The organism is Pseudomonas sp. WC1, from assembly GCF_050586565.1.
GTDB lineage: Bacteria > Pseudomonadota > Gammaproteobacteria > Pseudomonadales > Pseudomonadaceae > Aquipseudomonas.
On the sequence record NZ_JBOBDQ010000023.1, the window covers coordinates 14,571 to 31,622 of the forward strand.

The 17,052-nt window shown below is 63.7% G+C and carries 16 protein-coding genes; 8 read left to right on the top strand and 8 right to left on the bottom strand.

Features of this window, described 5'->3' with window-relative positions; genetic code table 11:
- The first annotated feature begins 201 nt into the window (after positions 1-201).
- Both ACQ4OD_RS12740 and ACQ4OD_RS12745 read left to right on the top strand, forming a co-directional pair.
- Positions 202-1,317: a hypothetical protein gene (locus tag ACQ4OD_RS12740; protein ID WP_258701403.1), complete on the top strand. Its 1,116-nt coding sequence runs from the start codon at positions 202-204 to the stop codon at positions 1,315-1,317.
- A gap of 1 nt (position 1,318) precedes the next feature.
- Positions 1,319-1,888: a LemA family protein gene (locus ACQ4OD_RS12745; protein ID WP_139673513.1), complete on the top strand. Its 570-nt coding sequence runs from the start codon at positions 1,319-1,321 to the stop codon at positions 1,886-1,888.
- Between the two features lie 6 nt (positions 1,889-1,894).
- Here the strand turns inward: ACQ4OD_RS12745 and ACQ4OD_RS12750 are convergent, their stop codons facing one another.
- On the bottom strand, positions 1,895-3,034 hold the full coding sequence (locus ACQ4OD_RS12750; protein WP_102683651.1) for a TDT family transporter: 1,140 nt from the start codon (positions 3,032-3,034) through the stop codon (positions 1,895-1,897).
- A gap of 159 nt (positions 3,035-3,193) precedes the next feature.
- On the opposite strand from ACQ4OD_RS12750, the gene ACQ4OD_RS12755 reads away from it, so the two are divergent.
- Together ACQ4OD_RS12755 and ACQ4OD_RS12760 are read left to right on the top strand one after the other, a co-directional pair.
- Positions 3,194-4,384, top strand: a complete 1,191-nt coding sequence (locus ACQ4OD_RS12755) for an MFS transporter (protein WP_258600092.1) — start codon at positions 3,194-3,196, stop codon at positions 4,382-4,384.
- Positions 4,385-4,515: 131 nt separating this feature from the next.
- Positions 4,516-7,992 (top strand): hybrid sensor histidine kinase/response regulator, encoded by a 3,477-nt coding sequence (locus ACQ4OD_RS12760; RefSeq protein ID WP_102683649.1) that lies wholly within the window; start codon positions 4,516-4,518, stop codon positions 7,990-7,992.
- Here the strand turns inward: ACQ4OD_RS12760 and rmuC are convergent.
- On the bottom strand, positions 7,964-9,322 hold the full coding sequence (rmuC, locus tag ACQ4OD_RS12765) for a DNA recombination protein RmuC (RefSeq protein WP_177486065.1): 1,359 nt from the start codon (positions 9,320-9,322) through the stop codon (positions 7,964-7,966). The two genes, ACQ4OD_RS12760 and rmuC, sit on opposite strands and share 29 nt — an antisense overlap.
- Positions 9,323-9,532: 210 nt before the next feature.
- Entirely contained in the window at positions 9,533-9,952 is a 420-nt protein-coding gene (locus ACQ4OD_RS12770) for a tetratricopeptide repeat protein (RefSeq protein WP_277505392.1), read from the bottom strand.
- A gap of 937 nt (positions 9,953-10,889) precedes the next feature.
- Here ACQ4OD_RS12770 and ACQ4OD_RS12775 point away from each other — a divergent pair.
- The 3 genes from ACQ4OD_RS12775 to ACQ4OD_RS12785 all read left to right on the top strand — a co-directional run bounded on the left by ACQ4OD_RS12775 (position 10,890) and on the right by ACQ4OD_RS12785 (position 13,263).
- On the top strand, positions 10,890-11,114 hold the full coding sequence (locus ACQ4OD_RS12775; protein ID WP_102683648.1) for a hypothetical protein: 225 nt from the start codon (positions 10,890-10,892) through the stop codon (positions 11,112-11,114).
- Positions 11,115-11,358: 244 nt separating this feature from the next.
- Positions 11,359-11,841 carry a hypothetical protein gene (locus tag ACQ4OD_RS12780; protein WP_102683647.1) on the top strand — a complete coding sequence of 161 codons (483 nt, stop codon included), beginning with the start codon at positions 11,359-11,361 and terminating at the stop codon, positions 11,839-11,841.
- Between the two features lie 144 nt (positions 11,842-11,985).
- Positions 11,986-13,263, top strand: a complete 1,278-nt coding sequence (locus tag ACQ4OD_RS12785) for an OmpP1/FadL family transporter (RefSeq protein WP_102683646.1) — start codon at positions 11,986-11,988, stop codon at positions 13,261-13,263.
- Positions 13,264-13,306: 43 nt separating this feature from the next.
- On the opposite strand, the gene ACQ4OD_RS12790 is transcribed toward ACQ4OD_RS12785, so the two are convergent.
- On the bottom strand, positions 13,307-14,236 hold the full coding sequence (locus ACQ4OD_RS12790; protein WP_430944387.1) for a LysR family transcriptional regulator: 930 nt from the start codon (positions 14,234-14,236) through the stop codon (positions 13,307-13,309).
- Positions 14,237-14,352: 116 nt separating this feature from the next.
- Between ACQ4OD_RS12790 and ACQ4OD_RS12795 the strand changes: the two genes are divergently transcribed.
- Positions 14,353-14,613 (top strand): DUF2798 domain-containing protein, encoded by a 261-nt coding sequence (locus tag ACQ4OD_RS12795; RefSeq protein ID WP_023632423.1) that lies wholly within the window; start codon positions 14,353-14,355, stop codon positions 14,611-14,613.
- A 38-nt stretch (positions 14,614-14,651) separates the two neighbouring features.
- Here ACQ4OD_RS12795 and ACQ4OD_RS12800 read toward each other — a convergent pair whose 3' ends face one another.
- The 4 genes from ACQ4OD_RS12800 to ACQ4OD_RS12815 form a co-directional block, all read right to left on the bottom strand.
- On the bottom strand, positions 14,652-15,203 hold the full coding sequence (locus tag ACQ4OD_RS12800; protein WP_023632422.1) for a glutathione peroxidase: 552 nt from the start codon (positions 15,201-15,203) through the stop codon (positions 14,652-14,654).
- A gap of 46 nt (positions 15,204-15,249) precedes the next feature.
- Positions 15,250-15,372 carry a hypothetical protein gene (locus ACQ4OD_RS12805; RefSeq protein ID WP_256659337.1) on the bottom strand — a complete coding sequence of 41 codons (123 nt, stop codon included), beginning with the start codon at positions 15,370-15,372 and terminating at the stop codon, positions 15,250-15,252.
- Positions 15,369-16,571, bottom strand: coding sequence for an MFS transporter (locus ACQ4OD_RS12810; RefSeq protein WP_198754008.1), 1,203 nt, complete (start codon positions 16,569-16,571; stop codon positions 15,369-15,371). The genes ACQ4OD_RS12805 and ACQ4OD_RS12810 overlap by 4 nt, the downstream gene beginning before the upstream one ends.
- A gap of 64 nt (positions 16,572-16,635) precedes the next feature.
- Positions 16,636-17,040 (bottom strand): MarR family winged helix-turn-helix transcriptional regulator, encoded by a 405-nt coding sequence (locus tag ACQ4OD_RS12815; RefSeq protein ID WP_102683641.1) that lies wholly within the window; start codon positions 17,038-17,040, stop codon positions 16,636-16,638.
- Between the last annotated feature and the right edge of the window lie 12 nt (positions 17,041-17,052).

Genomic DNA, 17,052 nt, shown 5'->3' on the forward strand with positions numbered 1-17,052 from the left:
ATGGACGATGAAGGCAAGCCCGTTGCTCCTTCCATAGGTTTCGGCTGCGCCACGCCTGTGGCAGAAGCAGCGGCTGTCAGTTCAGCGCCTGTCGCTCGACACGATGGAACGGCAACCGCGAAGCTGGCAGACTGCCGCCCCTCACCAACGCGCAAAGGTGCGCCACTTGGGGTCGAACTGGACAGGGATGAAGGCCAGCCATTGATTCAATTGAATACCCACAACGCCCGGCTCAAACGCACAGTGCGGGCGGCCAGCCACACCGCACGCACGGCGACGACCAAGCAGGAACTGCTGGCCGCCGTGGACGCCATGGCCGCCTTTTACGGCAACATGCAGTTCGACAACCGGGTGCCCTGGCTGATGGCCCTGCTCTGTGGACCACTGGCCATTGCCAGCATCGCAGGCTACTTGCAGGCGTACGAGCCGCTGCTGGCGCCGCTGGCCAAGCTGCTGGGCCAGAGCGTGCCGCAGCTTGCGTCCAACCTCACGCTCGGCCTGCTCGGTGGCGCTGCGTTCAGCCTGATCGTCCTTTATCAGCGCAGGAAGCTCATCCCCAAGCTTGCCTACGACCTGGCCGAGCGCTCCAGCCTGATCACCGCCGGCCTGCAGGAAATCCCGGTGACCGACAGCCAGTTGCTCAAGGGCCTGCAAATCGAGTTTCGCGACTATGTGCGCGGCAACCACAAGCGTTTCCTGCGCCGCGCCGTGCAGGGCCACTATCAGGGTCGGCTGCACAGCTTCAACTACCGCTGGTACCACCTGCATTACGTGGACAAACAGACCCACCAGGAAACCGAGTCCGATGGCAAGGGCGGCACGACCTCGAAAACCGTGACCTCCTACCAGGAATACGATCGCTACAGCCTGGTGATCGACTTCCCTTGGGTGCAGGGAATCGCCCTGGGTGGCGGCAGCGGCGGCCGCTCATCCATGGTCGACATGGAGCACCACTTCAAGACCGCCTCAAGCGACTTCGACCGCGCCTTCAGCCTCACTGGCAGCTCGGCCATGGCCTGCGCCCGCTTCGCCAAGCCAGTGACGGTGCTGCACCTGATCGACCTGCATCGCCAGCTTGATACGCCCAACCTGGAGTTCTCGCAGCACGGGCAACTGTGCCTGAGCAGCAACGACAACCCGCTCGCTTTCAAGCTGACTTGCGAGCTGACCCGCGCGAGCGATTTCCGCTTGCTGATCGACCACGGCGTGCACCTGCCACAGCTCAGCGCTCTGCTCGACGCCGTGCACATCCTGGCCGAGCAGCACGACGACAATTTCACCGTGCCTACCCCGGCACAGCTACAGACGGAACACTGACATGGACCTTTTCGCCCTTATCCTGCTCGCCGTGCTGATCGGCGTACCGCTGATCGTCATCAGCCTGCACAACGGCATCGTCGGCAACCATAACCGGGTCAAACGCGCCTGGGCCGATGTGCTGACCTATGAGCGGCAGAAGACCAAGGTGCTCGATGCGCTGCAAGAGCAGGCCGGCCTGTACCGCGACCATGAACAAGGCGTGCTGGCCGGAATCACCCGCCTGCGCAGCGCCATTGCCGAGCTGCCTGTCGAGGCGGACGGCAAGACCCTGGCCAAGGCCGAGGACGCAACCCGTTCGCTGCTCGGCGGGCTGCGCGTGGCCTTCGAGGCCTACCCCGATCTCAAGGCCTCGGAACTGATGAACAACCTCATGCGCGAAATCGCCGAGCAGCAACAGAACGTCGGCGCGGCCATCGTGATTTTCAACGGCGAAGTGGAACGCTTCAACAACGGCATCCAGATGTTCCCAGGCTCTCTGGTCAACGGCGTGATGAACAAGCATGCGGCCGTCACCCCGTTCACCGATATCCAAGCCGCCAGCGCCTTCGACTACACACCCAACCTGTAAGGCCGATCAGCGCTGGGCAATGCACGGTGACACGAACAGCTCGCCGCGCCACGCCCCGCGCAGGGTCCGGCTGGCCACCAGCAGCCAGAGCAGCGCCAGCGCCACCACCAGCACCTGGCCGAACACCGTGAAGAAGCCCAGGCCCAGCCAGGCGGCCAGTTTCAACGTGGCCAGGCAGTACACGCCCAAGGGGAAGGTGAACCCCCACCAACCCAGGTTGAACGGCATGCCCTGGCGCATGTAGCGCAGGGTGATCAGCACCGCCGTCAGCAACCACCACAACCCGGCGCCCCACAGCACGATACCGGCCACCAGCCCCAGCCCACGGGCCACCTCGCCGAGGCCGCCCAGGCCATTGGCGGCGAACACCGCCGGCGCATCGCCACCGAGCACCAGCATGCCCAGCGCACCGGTACCGATCGGGCCCAGCGCCAGCCAGCTGGAGGCGGCCATGTTGGCCGGCGGCAGTTTGTGCAAGGCCATGCGCAGCATGAGGATGGTGAGGATGCTGAACGCCACCGGCAGCGAAACCGCCCACATCACATAGCTGGTGATGACCACCAGGAACTGTGCGTGAACATCCGCCAGGTGCGGCGCCAGCAACCCGCCACTGGCGGCGGCAACCTCCGCCGCCACCACTGGCAGCAGCCACACCGCAGTCATCTGATCGATGCTGTGCTCCTGGCGGGTAAACATCAGGTAGGGAATTGCCACGCCGCATAGCAGCGCCAGGCCCACGTCCAGCCACCAAAGCATTTCAACCCACGGCACCACGGCCTCACCCCAGCGCGCCAAGCCGAACACCAGGGCGCCGTTGAGGAGGGTGGCCAGGCCCATGGGGATGGTGCCGAAGAACATCGACACGGTGGAATGCGCGAAAATCCGCCGCGCCTCATTGAAGAACATTATCCAGCGGGCGCCATACAGGACGCAGAACAGGGTAAACAGGCCGATGGTCAGCCACCACAGTCCCTCGGCCACGCTGTCCAATCCCGGCACCTGGACCTGATGAAAGGCCAGGGCCAGCACGCCGGTGCCCATGGTCGCGGCGAACCAGTTGGGGGTGAACTGGCGAATCACTTCGCGGGGATGGGCCAACTGGCTGAACGGGCGCCAGGAAGGCGTACGGGTCTGGGTGCATGGCATAAGGTGTCTCCTGCCCTTGTGTAAGGTAGAGATATCTTATGCCTGCATAGAATATCTATATAACGGGTAATTTCTCTATCTGTTATCGATTTTAAAGATATAGCAGCCAGTCCGGCACCTGGCATATGCTTGACCGCTGACAATGACAAGGATCAGTCGATGCTCCGCGCCCTGAAAGGCTATCCCACCGCGGTTCGCCTGCTGTTGTTCACCACCTTCACCTTGACCATGGCGCGGGCGATCACACTGCCCTATCTGGTGGTGTACCTGTCAACACACCTGGGCCTGTCGGTCGGGCAGACCGGCCTGCTGGTCGGCGGCGCGATGCTCCTGGCATCCCTGCTCAGCCTCTACGGCGGACACCTGGTCGACACCCTGCGCAGCCATACGCTGATCGTCGCCTGCACCCTGGTGTTCGCCCTGGCCTTCGTCGGCATCGTGGCCAGTACCTCGGCTGCGCCGTTCTTCTGTTTCCTGGTGGTGGCCTACCTGGCCCAGACGGTGGTCGACATTGCCGCCAAGGCCGGGTTCTGCGCCCTGCTGCCAGAGAACCGACGCGGCGAAGTATTCGCCATCAAGTACACGTTCAACAACATCGCCTGGGCCGCAGGGCCGATGCTCGGGGTGATGCTGATAGAGGCGGACGACCACCTGCCGTTCGTGGTGTCGGCCTTGATCGGCCTCGGCCTGAGCCTGGCTTACTACCGCCTGGGCGAACGCAGCTTGCTGGGCCTGCGCGAGGCCGGGCAGGCGGCGAGCTTCGCCCAGGTCGGCCTGGGCATGCTGCGCGACCGGCGGCTGGTCTGCTTCACCCTAGGCGGCGTGCTCAGTGCTGTGGTGTTCGGCCAGTTCACCGCCTACCTGTCGCAGTACTTGGTGGTGACTCAGCACGATCCCGCCGAGGTGGCGCGCCTGGCCAGCTACCTGGTCACCACCAACGCCCTCGCAGTGATCGGCCTGCAGTACCTGATTGGCCGACGCATCACCCGTCAGCGCCTGATGCCTTGGCTGATGGCTGGCATGGCCATGTTCGTTGCCGGGTTGCTGGGATTCTCCGTGGCCGCTTCGGCGCTGGTCTGGTGTCTGGCCATGCTGGTGTTCACCCTGGGCGAGATCATCGTGATTCCGGCCGAATTCATGTTCATCGACCTGATCGCGCCGGAGCACCTGCGCGGGGTTTACTATGGCGCGCAGAACCTCTCCAACCTGGGCGCGGGGCTCGGCCCGATACTGGTGGGCCTGGCGCTGGGGCATGTGGTGCCGGTGACGGTGTTCTATCTGTTGATCGGGTCGGTGATGCTGGCGGCGGTGTTCTACTGGCTGGGGACACACATGGCCCGACAGGCTTAGTTGGCAATACCAGCCCGTCACGGGGCCTGCGACGTCCTGCCACTGCGACCATCGTCGGCGCTGACGAACCGCGCCCTGCGTGCCAGACTGATTGATCGGGACCGCGTTTTCTTTTTTGCTCCGGAGTTTGCATGTCGTTGTCCAGCGGGCTGATCGCCGTGGTTGCCCTGGCCTATATGGCCATCATGTTCGCCATCGCCTTCTACGGCGACCGCCGCAGCACGCCGTTGCCGCCGCGCCTGCGCGCCTGGGTGTACAGCCTGTCGCTGGCGGTGTACTGCACCAGCTGGACCTTCTTCGGCGCGGTCGGCCAGGCCGCCGAGCAGCTCTGGGCGTTCCTGCCCATCTACCTGGGCCCGGTGCTGCTGCTCATCTTCGCGCCCTGGGTGCTGCAGAAGATGGTGCTGATCAGCAAACAGCAGAACATCACCTCGATCGCCGACTTCATCGCCGCCCGCTACGGCAAGTCGCAGTCCCTCGCAGTGGTAGTGGCACTGATTTGCCTGGTCGGCGTGCTGCCGTACATCGCCCTGCAGCTCAAGGGCATCGTGCTGGGGGTGAACCTGCTGATCGGCGCCAATGCCGACGCCACCGGCAGCCGGGTGCAGGACACCGCGCTGGTGGTGTCGCTGGTGCTGGCGCTGTTCGCCATCGTCTTTGGCACCCGCAGCCTGGACGTCACCGAGCACCACCGCGGCATGGTCCTGGCGATCGCCTTCGAATCACTGGTCAAGCTGCTGGCCTTTCTCGCCGTGGGCGCCTTCGTGGTGTTCAACCTGTACGACGGCTTCGACGACCTGTTCACCCAGGCCCGGCAGTCCGTGCACCTGAACGACTACTGGGAAGAAACCATCAACTGGCCGTCGATGGTGGTGCAGACCGCCGTGGCGATGATGGCGATCATCTGCCTGCCCCGGCAGTTCCACGTCACCGTGGTGGAGAACATCGAGCCCCAGGACATGCGCCTGGCGCGCTGGGTGTTCCCGCTGTACCTGGCCCTGGCCGCGCTGTTCGTGGTGCCCATCGCCCTGGCTGGGCAGATGCTGCTGCCGGGCACGGTGATCTCCGACTCCTTCGTGATCAGCCTGCCGCTGGCCGAGGCCCACCCAAGCCTGGCCCTGCTGGCGTTCATCGGCGGCGCCTCGGCGGCCACCGGCATGGTCATCGTCGAGGCCGTGGCGCTGTCGACCATGGTCTCCAACGACATGCTGCTGCCCTGGTTGCTGCGCCGCAACAACGCCGAGCGGCCGTTCGAGGTGTTCCGCCACTGGATGCTCTCGGTGCGCCGGGTGACCATCGTGGTGATCCTGCTGCTGGCCTATGTCAGCTACCGCCTGCTCGGCTCCACTGCCAGCCTGGCGACCATCGGCCAGATCGCCTTCGCCGCGGTCACCCAGCTGACCCCGGCCATGCTCGGCGCGCTGTACTGGAAGCAGGCCAACCGCCGCGGCGTGTTCGCGGGCCTGGCCGCCGGCATCTTCCTGTGGTTCTACACCTTGGTGTTGCCGATCGCCGCCCACAGCCTGGGCTGGTCGCTGCAACTGTTCCCGGGCCTGGCCTGGCTGCACGGCAACCCGCTCAACTTGCCAATCACCCCGCTGACCCAGGGCGTGGTGCTGTCGCTGGCGGGCAACTTCACCCTGTTCGCCTGGGTCTCGATCTTGTCGCGCACGCGGGTTTCCGAGCACTGGCAGGCCGGGCGCTTCATCGGCCAGCAGACCAGCGCCCGCCCCTCCAGCAAACCTTTGCTGGCGGTACAGATCGACGACCTGCTCAAGCTCGCCGCACGTTTTGTCGGCGAGGAACGTGCCCGGCAGAGCTTCATCCGCTTCGCCTACCGCCAGGGCAAGGGCTTCAACCCCAACCAGAACGCCGATGGCGACTGGATCGAACACACCGAACGGCTGCTGGCCGGTGTGCTCGGCACCTCTTCGACCCGGGCGGTGGTCAAGGCCGCCATCGAAGGCCGCGACATGCAGCTCGAGGACGTGGTGCGCATCGCCGACGAAGCCAGCGAAGTGCTGCAGTTCAACCGTGCGCTGCTGCAGGGGGCCATCGAGAACATCAACCAGGGCATCAGCGTGGTCGACCAGAACCTGCACCTGGTGGCCTGGAACCGCCGCTACCTCGAACTGTTCAACTACCCCGACGGGCTGATCAGCGTCGGCCGGCCGATCGCCGACATCATCCGCTACAACGCCGAACGCGGCCTGTGCGGCCCGGGCGAGGCCCAGGTGCATGTGGCGCGGCGCCTGCACTGGATGCGCCAGGGCCGCGCCCACTCTTCCGAACGGCTGTTCCCCAATGGCCGGGTGATCGAACTGATCGGCAACCCGATGCCCGGGGGCGGCTTCGTCATGAGTTTCACCGACATCACCCCGTTCCGCGAAGCCGAGCAGGCCCTGCGCGATTCCAACGAGGGGCTGGAGCAGCGGGTCGCCGAGCGTACCCACGAACTGTCGCAGCTGAACCAGGCGTTGACCGAGGCCAAGAGCCGCGCCGAGGCGGTCAGCCAGTCCAAGACTCGCTTCCTTGCCGCCGTCAGCCACGACCTGATGCAACCGCTCAACGCCGCCCGGCTGTTCTCCGCCGCCCTGTCGCAACAAGCCGAGGGCATGAACGACGAAGCCCGGCAACTGGTGCGGCACATGGACAGTTCGCTGCGCTCGGCCGAAGAGCTGATCAGCGACCTGCTCGACATTTCGCGCCTGGAGAACGGCAAGGTCACCCCCGACATCAAGCCCTTCGCCCTCAACGAACTGTTCGATACCCTCGGTACCGAGTTCAAGGTACTGGCCGCCGAAAAAGGCCTGGAGTTCCGCCTGCGCGGCAGCCGCCTGCGGGTCGACAGCGACATGAAGCTGCTGCGCCGGGTGCTGCAGAACTTCCTCACCAACGCCCTGCGCTACGGCAAAGGCCCGATCCTGCTCGGCGCCCGACGCAAAGGTGAAAGCCTGTGGCTGGAAGTATGGGACCGCGGCCCTGGCATCGCCGACGACAAGCTGGCGGTGATCTTCCAGGAGTTCAAACGCCTGGACAGCCACCAGACCCGCGCCGAAAAAGGCCTGGGCCTGGGCCTGGCGATCGCCGACGGCCTGTGCCGGGTACTCGCGCACCCACTGGAGGTGCGTTCCTGGCCGGGCAAGGGCAGCGTGTTCCGCGTCAACGTGCCCATCGCCCGAAGCCCCGCGCCCGCGACGCCCGCCCCCGTGGAACAGGCCGGCCAGCCGCTGGCCGGTCTGCAGGTGCTGTGCGTGGACAACGAGGACAGCATCCTCATCGGCATGAACAGCCTGCTCAGCCGCTGGGGCTGCCAGGTGTGGACCGCGCGCAACCAGGCCGAATGCGAGGCCCTGCTCGGCAAGGGCCTGCGCCCGCACCTGGCGTTGGTGGACTACCACCTGGATGACGGTGAGACCGGCACCGGGCTGATGGGTTGGCTACGGGCGCGCCTGGGCGAGCCGGTGCCCGGCGTGGTGATCAGCGCCGACGGGCGCAACGAGACCATCGCCCTGGTCCATGCCGCGGGCCTGGACTACCTGGCCAAGCCGGTCAAGCCGGCAGCCCTGCGCGCCCTGCTCAATCGGCATCTGAGCCTGGTTCAGTAAGGACCTCGTCGCTCAGGGCGCGCTCGACCAGCTCGGCCGGCAGGCTCTTGCTGGCCCGGGCGCCGAGCAGCTTGAGCTGCTCGCTGCGGCTGACCAGGTTGCCGCGCCCCTCGCACAGCTTGTTGCGTGCCGCGGCATAGGCCTTGTCGACCTGGGCCAGGCGGGCGCCGAGCTCGTCCAGGTCCTGGATGAACAGCACGAACTTGTCGTACAGCCAGCCGGCGCGCTCGGCGATCTCGCGGGCGTTCTGCCCCTGGCGTTCCTGTTTCCACAGGCTGTCGATCACCCGCAGGGTGGCCAGCAAGGTGGTCGGGCTGACGATCACGATCTGCCGGTCGAAAGCCTCCTGGAACAGGTTGGGCTCAGCCTGCAGCGCCGCCGAGAAGGCCGCCTCGATGGGCACGAACAACAGCACGAAGTCGAGGCTGTGCAGGCCCTCCAGGCGGTTGTAGTCCTTGCTCGACAAACCCTTGACGTGATTGCGCAGCGACTGCACATGCTGCTTGAGCGCGGCCTCGTCGTTGTTGCCGACGAACTGCTGGTAGGCCGTGAGGCTGACCTTGGCATCGACCACCACCTGTTTGTCGCCCGGCAACATGATCAGCACGTCAGGCTGGAACCGCTCGCCATCGGCGCTCTTGAGGCTGACCTGGGTCTGGTACTCGCGCCCCTTCTCCAGGCCGGCGTGCTCCAGCACCCGCTCCAGGATCAGTTCGCCCCAGTTGCCCTGGGTCTTCTGGCCCTTGAGTGCCTGGGTGAGGTTGGTGGCTTCGTCGGACAGGCGCAGGTTGAGCTGTTGCAGGCGCTCGAGCTCCTTGCCCAGCGAGAACCGCTCACGGGCTTCCTGCTGGTAGCTTTCCTCGACACGCTTCTCGAAGGCCTGGATACGCTCCTTGAGCGGGTCAAGCAATTGGCCCAGGTGCTGCTGGCTGGTCTGGGCGAAGCGTTGTTCGCGCTCGTCGAAGATCTTGGTGGCCAGGTCGGCGAACTGGGCGCGCAGGGTGTCACGGGCTTCCTGCAGGTCTTCCAGGCGTTGCTGGTGGCTTTCCTGCTGCTCGCGCAACTCGGCCTCCAGCCGTGCGGCCTGCGCCTCCAGGCGGCGCAGCTCGGCCTCACGGGTGGCGCGCTCGAGGTGCCAGGCGTGGGCGGCATCGCGGCTGTTGTCGCGGTCGATCTGCAGCAACTCCAGCTCACGCCCCTGGGCGGCTAGCTGGGTCTGCTTGACGGTGTTGGCCTCGCTGAGGTCGCTGATCTCGTCACGGCTGGCCTCCAACTGCGCCTGCAGGCCGGCCTGGGCCAACTGCGCGGCGGCAAGGCGCTCTGCAAGCAACGCTTGCTCGGCCTTGCGCGCACCCTGGCCGCGCTGTATCTGCATGACCCAGCCCAGGCAAGGCACGGCACCTGCCACCAAGCCCAGCAGAATGCTGGTCAGATCCACTGTCATGCCTACCCCGATCGAACACTGATTGATGCTGCGCAGCTTATCAGGCTGCTGACGCGGTTGCCTGTGCAGCCCTGTCGCGGGCAAGCCCGCGCCTGTTCAGGCGGGGAACCACTGACGCAACAGCCGCCGCGCCTCCTGCGAACCCTGCCCCGCTGCCAGCTCCAACCAGTAACGGGCCTGTTCAGGCTCCTGGGCCTGGCACAACCGGCCAAACTCCAGCTGTGCCCGACGGTCGCCGGCACGGGCCGCCTGACGCAACAGCTCATGACCGATACGCCGGTCGCGGGCATTGCCGCAGTCCCGGCAGAGCATCTGCCCCAGGCGGCTTTGCGCCACCACCACGCCCTGGCGCGCCGGTTGCTTGAGCATGCGCCCGGCCAGGTGCTTGACACTGGGCTTGTCGCCCAGGTGCGGGCTGTCGAGTAGCCACAGGGCCACTTTCAGGGAAAAGCGCTTGGGGGACGGCAGCGATGGAGAGGCATCAGGACTGGCGAAGTGTTTACCGCGAAGCTTCATGACCAACAGCAAGGGTGACTCGAGAGGCGCGCCACTCTACTCGATTTTTCGCAAACTGGCCCGGGCGACTTTCGGCTGATCGACATTTTTTTCGATGATTTTTTCTTGACGTTTTCACGGTGAAAATGCCCGTGCCAGACCGCGCCACCAATTGTCGGACAATCGACAAAACAGCTGGCACGCCCGTCCTAGAGCAAGCGCCCGGGACAATCCACAGAACCTGTGGATAAGTCGGTGGACAACCCCTGAAGGCAGCCCGCAAACCCCTGTGAAATGGGGCTTTCAGTCAAACTGTCGATTTTTTCACCAGCAAAAATTAGTGTTTTTTTTCATTGACTTAAGCCCTTAGTCAAGTCATTGGCGAGCCTTCCACAGGATGTTGCTAGAGCGTTACAAGTCTCCGGGCGAGTGTGTACAAGTGCACCAACAAACGGCACGACTGCGCCCGAAAAGGGTACATCCAGACAATTGCCGGGGTATTTCCCCCTCTTCACAGCAGGTGCAATAGGCGACATAATGGTCGGCTTACCGCAGGAAATAAAAACTTGCCAACCCTTGAATGTTCGCGTAGGGTTGCGCCCTGTTAGTACCCAGCTGAAGTCATTCTGGCCACTTAGTCCCTACAGCCCGACGCTCAAGACGAGCAGGCGCTGCCCCATCGGGACCGGCCCATTCGATGATTCACTCGGCAAACCCTGCCCAGCACGAATCACGTTTTCAGATTGATCAGGATCTTCCCCGATGCCCAGAACCCTGGTGTCGGTGTGCTGCCTGCCTTCTGTCGTACCTACCAGTCAGCCCAGCGCCACTTATTGCATGCGCCCCTCTGGCTGCCCTGTTCCAGTCAGGTTCTGCGTCTCCTTAATAAAGACGTCACTGGAACGTTTCTATTGTGCACGGATCAAACACCGTGTCTTACGCAGGAACATCCAACAATATGAGTAACCATCAACAAATCCAGGCTGCCTTTGGCACCCTTTCCCAGGCCTTCGCTCCACTCAAGTGCCTTATCGTTGCCCCACGCAAGGGCAGCTTCAGCTTCACCCTGGTCGACCAATACGGTGTCGCCTGCCACAGCGAGCGCCTCTATCCGGAACAATACAACCGGGCCGAGCCGCTGCAGGCTGTCATCGAGCGTGCGCGCCAGTCGTTGACGGCATGAATGAATGACGGGTAATTCACGTCATGAATACACCCTGCACGCGCCAGCCTGAAGGTAATTGGCTTAATCGCCAGCGGGCATATGCTCCGCGCCTTCTGGCTGCAATCGATTTAAAAACAGCCCTTTACACCACAGTTATCACACTACACTTCAACTCGAGCGGCATCTGCCGCTTCCGGCGGGCCTGACCACTCACCAGCTGCCAAGCTCCAGCGCCCGTCGGCCCTTTTCGTAAGAGGCCATCATGGGCATCGCTGCGAACGAGTTGAGTCGATACGTGATCCGACCGACCCTGATCTACCTGGGCCGCCACTGCGACAGCGCAGAAGCTTTGTTACTGGGCGTTGCTGCAAGCCAGTCGGGGCTGGGGGCTGCCCTGCATGACCGACGCGGCCATGGGCTTTACCGGATCGGTGAGAATCGTCACCGTTGTTTATGGGACGAATACCTCGCACGCGACCCCGAACTGGCCAGCCTGGTCCGTGGCCTGGCCAGCCAGCACGCCTTCCTCGGTGGCCCGCACCTCGAACTCACCGTCAACCTGCGCTATGCCACCGCCATCGCCTGGATGCTGATAGAAGAGCAGGCCACGCCGCTGCCGGCCGCCGACGATCTATTGGGCCTGGCGCGGATCTGGCGGCAGACCTTCCACCCCCAGGGGCGCCTGCGGGATTTCACCCACGCCTGGCACCAGTGCATCGAGCCGATGCTTACCCACGCCTCCTGAACAGCCACGTCCTACAACCGGAATAAACGGAATTTTGGTCGGATTGTCCTACAAAACCGCTCTATCTCCTGCGTTCTAGCCTATAGCGCAGCGCGGCATTTGTTGGTAGCGTTTCGCCCCGGAGATCCCAAGGAGTTTCTAATAATGAAAAAAGTTATGCTCAAAACCTCTCTCGGCGTTGCCGTTGCCCTCGCTTCCAGCCAATTGCTCGCCAGCGGCTTTGCGCTGAACGAACAGAGCATCAGCGGCATGGGGACAGGTTTTGCGGGTCGTTCTTCTTCTGCCGAAGATGCCAGCACCGTGTATGGCAACCCGGCGGGCATGTCCCGCCTGAAGCGCGATCAAATGACCGTTGGCGGTGCCGCGGTCATCGCCAAGTCCGATATTTCCGGACGCGGCAGCAACAAAGGGGGGGAAATGGACGGCGACATGGTGCCTTTGGTCGGCGTGCCGATGGGTTACTACGTCAAGTCCATCGATGACCATTGGAGCGTCGGTTTCGGCGTCTACGTGCCATTCGGCCTGGTCACCGACTACGGCAGCGACGATGCCGCGCGCTACTGGGGCAAGAAAAGCCATGTTCAGGTCGTGACCTTCCAGCCGACCGTGAGCTATGCGTTCAACGACAAGGTCTCGATCGGTTTCGGCCCGACCATCAACCGCATCGAGGGTGAACTGGGCTCGAACCTGGCCAGTATCTCGCCGCTGCGTCCGGCCGATGGCGAAGTTAAGATCAAGGGCGACGACACCGCGGTTGGCTACAACATCGGTATCCTGGTGCAAGCCACCGACCGCACCCGCGTCGGCCTGACCTACCACTCGATGGTCGACTACAAGCTCGAAGGCAAGACCAAGGTCAGCTACCCGCTGCTGGGCCTGGACGGCAACAAGTTCGATGCCACCTTGAAGATCAAGACCCCCGAGTCGGTGGACTTCTCGGTAACCCACGAGCTGGATGACCAGTGGACCTTGTACGCAGGCAGCACCTGGACCCGTTGGAGCCGCCTGGAGAACATCACGGTCAACAACGAAGTGCCGGCAGGCCCTGCCGGGCAGTTCGCGACCATTACTGAAGAGCAGAACTGGCACGACACCTGGGCCCACGCCATTGGCGCATCCTACAAGGTGAACAAGGAATGGGTCCTGCGTACCGGCTTCTCGGTTGACCAGTCGCCGACCAACAACACCAACCGTTCGCCGCGCATCCCCACTGGCGATCGCAAGATCTTCAGCATCGGTGCCGGTTGGAGCCCGTCCGACGACATGACCATCGACGTGGCCTACTCCTACCTGTGGGAAGAGGACACCAAGGTCAACAACCAGCCGCACAGCCTGACCGAAGCTGGCCTCAAAGGCAGCTACCAGGCCAAGTACGAAAACAGCGCCCACGGCATTGGTGCTTCGCTGACCTACCGCTTCTGAGTATTACCCGCTGCATGAAATAACCGCCCTCGTGGCGGTTTTTTCATGCCTGCACGGGCCATTGCTCGCCCAGGCACTGTTGCAGGTATTCCATGAACACACGCACCTTGGTCGTCAACGCAAAGCGATCAGCCAGGCACAAGTAGACATCCATCGGTTCGGTTCGGGCGTAGGCGTGGCCGCCACCACTGTTTTCGAACAACGGCACCAGCCGGCCGGCATCCAGGTGCGGGCGCACAACGAATTCCGCCAGGCGGGTAATACCGCCGTCATTCAGGGCCATCTGGGTCAGCGCATCGATGTCGTCACTGATCAACACCCTGCCGAACCGGGCTTCGAAACGCAGCCCATCGCGCATGAAGCCCCAGGGCAGCAAACGCCCGTCCACCGGGTAGCGAAACACCAGGCAACTGTGGTCTTGCAAGCTTTCCGGCGTGGGGGGCCGACCAGCGCTGGCCAGGTAGCCAGGCGACGCGCAGCAGACAAATGGAATACGGGCGATATGCCGGGCCAGCAGGTGGTCTTCCAACTGCGGAGTGATGCGCAGGCTGACATCCACATCTTCGCGAGCGTGATTGACCTTGCGATCAGCCATCACCAACTCTATCGAAAGCAGCGGGTAGCGGGCGCTGAATGCCGGGATCAACGGCGCCAGCACATGCCGGCCGAAGGCTGAGGTCGAGGCGATGCACAATCGTCCCTGGGGCTCGCTGTCCGGCGTGGTGACCGCCTGCTCGGCCAGAGCAAGCTCGCGCTCAATATGCCGCACACGCTCGTAGTACAGGCTGCCAGGCGGTGTCAGGGCCATGTTGCGGGTAGTACGGGTCAACAGACGTACCTGCAGGTGTGTCTCGAGCCGCGCCAGGTTCTGGCTCACGGCCGCTGGAGTAAGTCCCAGGCTGCGGGCTCCACCGGCGATGCTGCCAGCCTCGACGACCTTGATGAAGCTGCGGATGGCATTGAGTAGGTCCATGAGATGCCTGGCTGATTCGTAAGTTTCTCTTTATAAAAAACTTACCGATCAACGTCTACAGCACCTCGCACAGCCGTTGCTAACCTGCGCCTCCACCCCATCATTCAGGAAGTACCATGACTGAACTCGCTACCCCGCGCCGCCGACGCAAGCTGCACCGAGGCACAACGCCCTATGTTTTTGCTTTTTACATGTCGGCCATCATGGCACTGCTGATGTGCTTTGTGATTACCGCAGCCAACGGCGGGATTGATGTCGATTACTTGCACAATGTGCTGAAGGCTTACCAACTGGCGATGCCAGTGGCGTTTTTCTGTGTGCTGATGGTTCGGCCAATAGTCCTCCGGCTGGTGTCACTGACTGTACACCCTGAATAACGCTAGGCCAGACACCCCGCGCCTATTCCTGAGCGCCTTCAAGGCTGCGAAGCAATCGCCTTGTCGATCGCCGCTCTGAACGCCGGATCATCCGGCTTGGTCAGGCTGGAGAAGTTACCGATCACCTTGCCCTTGCGATCCACCACATACTTGTAGAAATTCCACTTCGGCGCACTGCTCTGCCGGGCCAGTTCGACAAACATCGGGATAGCATCCTTGCCACGAACAGCCTGGGTCTTGGTCATGGTGAAGGTCACGCCGTAGTTGGCATAGCAGACCTTGGCGGTCTTCTCGCTGTCGGCGTCTTCCTGCTTGAAGTCGTTGGACGGCACGCCGAGCATTTCCAGGCCCTGCTCGCGGTAATCCTTGTAGGTCGCCTCCAGGCCTTCAAACTGCGGGGCGAAGCCGCAATAGCTGGCGGTGTTGATCACCACCAGCGGCTTGCCGGCGAAGCGCTGGCACAGGTCGATCTGCTCCTTGCCGCGCAGCTCGGGCAGGCTGCCCTGAAGCAGCGCCGGGCAGTCCGCCGCCCAGCTCGAAGTGGCGGCGGCCAGGGCCAGCAGGGGTAGGGTCAGCCAGCGGGCATGCATGATATCGGTCTCCTGCACATGATTCCTTGACTGTGCAGGGTAGCGCTTAACACAGGCTCATGCCCAACTGCATCAGTGCCAGGCCACCCTTGTGCCAGCCCCACCACACCAGCGCCAATACCAGCACTGCGACAACCAGCAGCAGGCCGCGGCCGAGCAGGCGGTTCATGCCGCCTGGGCCTGCAAGCGGGCGACCGGGCGTTCGCGCACCGGCCAGTTGAGCGCTGCGGCCAGCAGGCTGAGCAGAATCGAGATCTGCCACACCAGGTCATAGCTGCCGGTCTGGTCATACACCACGCCGCCCAACCAGCCGCCAAGGAACGCACCCAGCTGGTGGAACAGGAACACGATGCCGCCGAGCATCGACAGGTTGCGCACGCCGAACAGCGTGGCCACGGTGCCATTGGTCAGCGGTACCGTGGACAGCCACAGCAGGCCCATGGCGATGCCGAACAGGTAGGCGCTGTACTGGGTCACCGGCGCCCAGAGGAAGAGCACGATGACCACGGCGCGCAGCAGGTACAGGCCGGTCAGCAGGCGCGGCTTGGACATGCGCCCACCCAACCAGCCCGCGGTGTAGGTGCCGACGATGTTGAACAGGCCTACCAGCGCCAGCACGGTGGTGCCGGTAGTCGCCGGCAGGTGCTGGTCGACCAGGTAGGCCGGCAGGTGCACGCCGATGAACACCACCTGGAAACCACAGACGAAGAAGCCCAGCGCCAGCAACCAGAAACCGGAATGCGCGCACGCTTCACGCAATGCCTGGCCGAGGGTCTGCTCGGCGCCATGGCTGGGCAGCGGGCGGTCGCGCAGCATGCCCACGAATGGCACGATCAAGGCCACCAGCAGGCCCAGCACCAGCAAGGCTGTCGACCAGCCCAGCCACTGGATCAGGCCCAGGGTGCCGGGAAGCATGGCGAACTGACCGAAAGAGCCGGCGGCGCTGGCGATGCCCATGGCCATGCTGCGCTTCTCTGCCGGCACGGCGCGGCCGACCACGCCGAGGATCACCGAGAACGAAGTGCCGGACAGGCCGATACCGATCAGCAGGCCGGCACTGAGCGACAGCGACCAGGCCGAATCGGCAAAGGCCATCATCGCCAGGCCGACTGCGTAGAGAATGCCGCCGATGATCACCACCTTGGCCGCACCCAGGCGATCGGCCAGGGCCCCGGTGAACGGCTGGGCCAGGCCCCAGATCAGGTTCTGCAGGGCAATGGCGAAGGCGAATACCTCGCGGCCCCAGCCGAAATCGGCGCTCATCGGCGCCAGGAACAGGCCGAAACCATGCCGCACCCCCAGCGACAGCGCGAGGATCAGCGCCGCCCCCAGAAGTACCCAACCGCTGCTCCGCCAAAGGGAAGTCATTGTCGTTGTCTCCAGCCCATCGCAAGGTTTATGCGGGTATATACCCGCTTTTAATCGTCGTGTATCAGGCGAGTTGCTCCAGCAAGCGCACCAACTCGTCGCGCTGCCCCTCACCCAGCCGCTTCACCAGTTGCGCCTGGGCCTGCTGCCAGGCCGGGTAGGCGGCATCCAGGCATGCCCTGCCCGCCTCACTCAACAGCACCACACGGTTGCGCTGGTCTTCTCCGTCGGCCAGCCGCACCAAGCCCTCGGCCTCGAGCACCTTGAGGTTGCGACCCAAGGTGCTGCGCTCCAGGCCCATGGCCTCGGCCAGGCAGGTGATACTGGGGCGGTCGAGGCGCTGGACATGACGCAGCAGGGAAAACTGGGCGACATTGATGCCGAAGCCGACAAGGGCCTCGTCGTAATGCCGGCTCACCCCACGGGCGGCACGACGTAGATGGGTACAGATGCATTCACTGGTCAGCATGGATACGTGTAT

Bases quoted from the DNA above. Each gene is read 5' to 3' on its own strand.
- ACQ4OD_RS12805 (WP_256659337.1), bottom strand. From the start codon at position 15,372: ATGAACCGCCTGCTCGGCCGCGGCCTGCTGCTGGTTGTCGCAGTGCTG.
- ACQ4OD_RS12810 (WP_198754008.1), bottom strand. From the start codon at position 16,571: ATGACTTCCCTTTGGCGGAGCAGCGGTTGGGTACTTCTGGGGGCGGCG.
- ACQ4OD_RS12780 (WP_102683647.1), top strand. From the start codon at position 11,359: ATGGGCATCGCTGCGAACGAGTTGAGTCGATACGTGATCCGACCGACC.
- ACQ4OD_RS12775 (WP_102683648.1), top strand. From the start codon at position 10,890: ATGAGTAACCATCAACAAATCCAGGCTGCCTTTGGCACCCTTTCCCAG.
- ACQ4OD_RS12785 (WP_102683646.1), top strand. From the start codon at position 11,986: ATGAAAAAAGTTATGCTCAAAACCTCTCTCGGCGTTGCCGTTGCCCTC.
- ACQ4OD_RS12770 (WP_277505392.1), bottom strand. From the start codon at position 9,952: ATGAAGCTTCGCGGTAAACACTTCGCCAGTCCTGATGCCTCTCCATCG.
- ACQ4OD_RS12815 (WP_102683641.1), bottom strand. From the start codon at position 17,040: ATGCTGACCAGTGAATGCATCTGTACCCATCTACGTCGTGCCGCCCGT.
- ACQ4OD_RS12795 (WP_023632423.1), top strand. From the start codon at position 14,353: ATGACTGAACTCGCTACCCCGCGCCGCCGACGCAAGCTGCACCGAGGC.
- ACQ4OD_RS12755 (WP_258600092.1), top strand. From the start codon at position 3,194: ATGCTCCGCGCCCTGAAAGGCTATCCCACCGCGGTTCGCCTGCTGTTG.
- ACQ4OD_RS12800 (WP_023632422.1), bottom strand. From the start codon at position 15,203: ATGCATGCCCGCTGGCTGACCCTACCCCTGCTGGCCCTGGCCGCCGCC.
- ACQ4OD_RS12750 (WP_102683651.1), bottom strand. From the start codon at position 3,034: ATGCCATGCACCCAGACCCGTACGCCTTCCTGGCGCCCGTTCAGCCAG.
- ACQ4OD_RS12790 (WP_430944387.1), bottom strand. From the start codon at position 14,236: ATGGACCTACTCAATGCCATCCGCAGCTTCATCAAGGTCGTCGAGGCT.
- ACQ4OD_RS12745 (WP_139673513.1), top strand. From the start codon at position 1,319: ATGGACCTTTTCGCCCTTATCCTGCTCGCCGTGCTGATCGGCGTACCG.
- ACQ4OD_RS12760 (WP_102683649.1), top strand. From the start codon at position 4,516: ATGTCGTTGTCCAGCGGGCTGATCGCCGTGGTTGCCCTGGCCTATATG.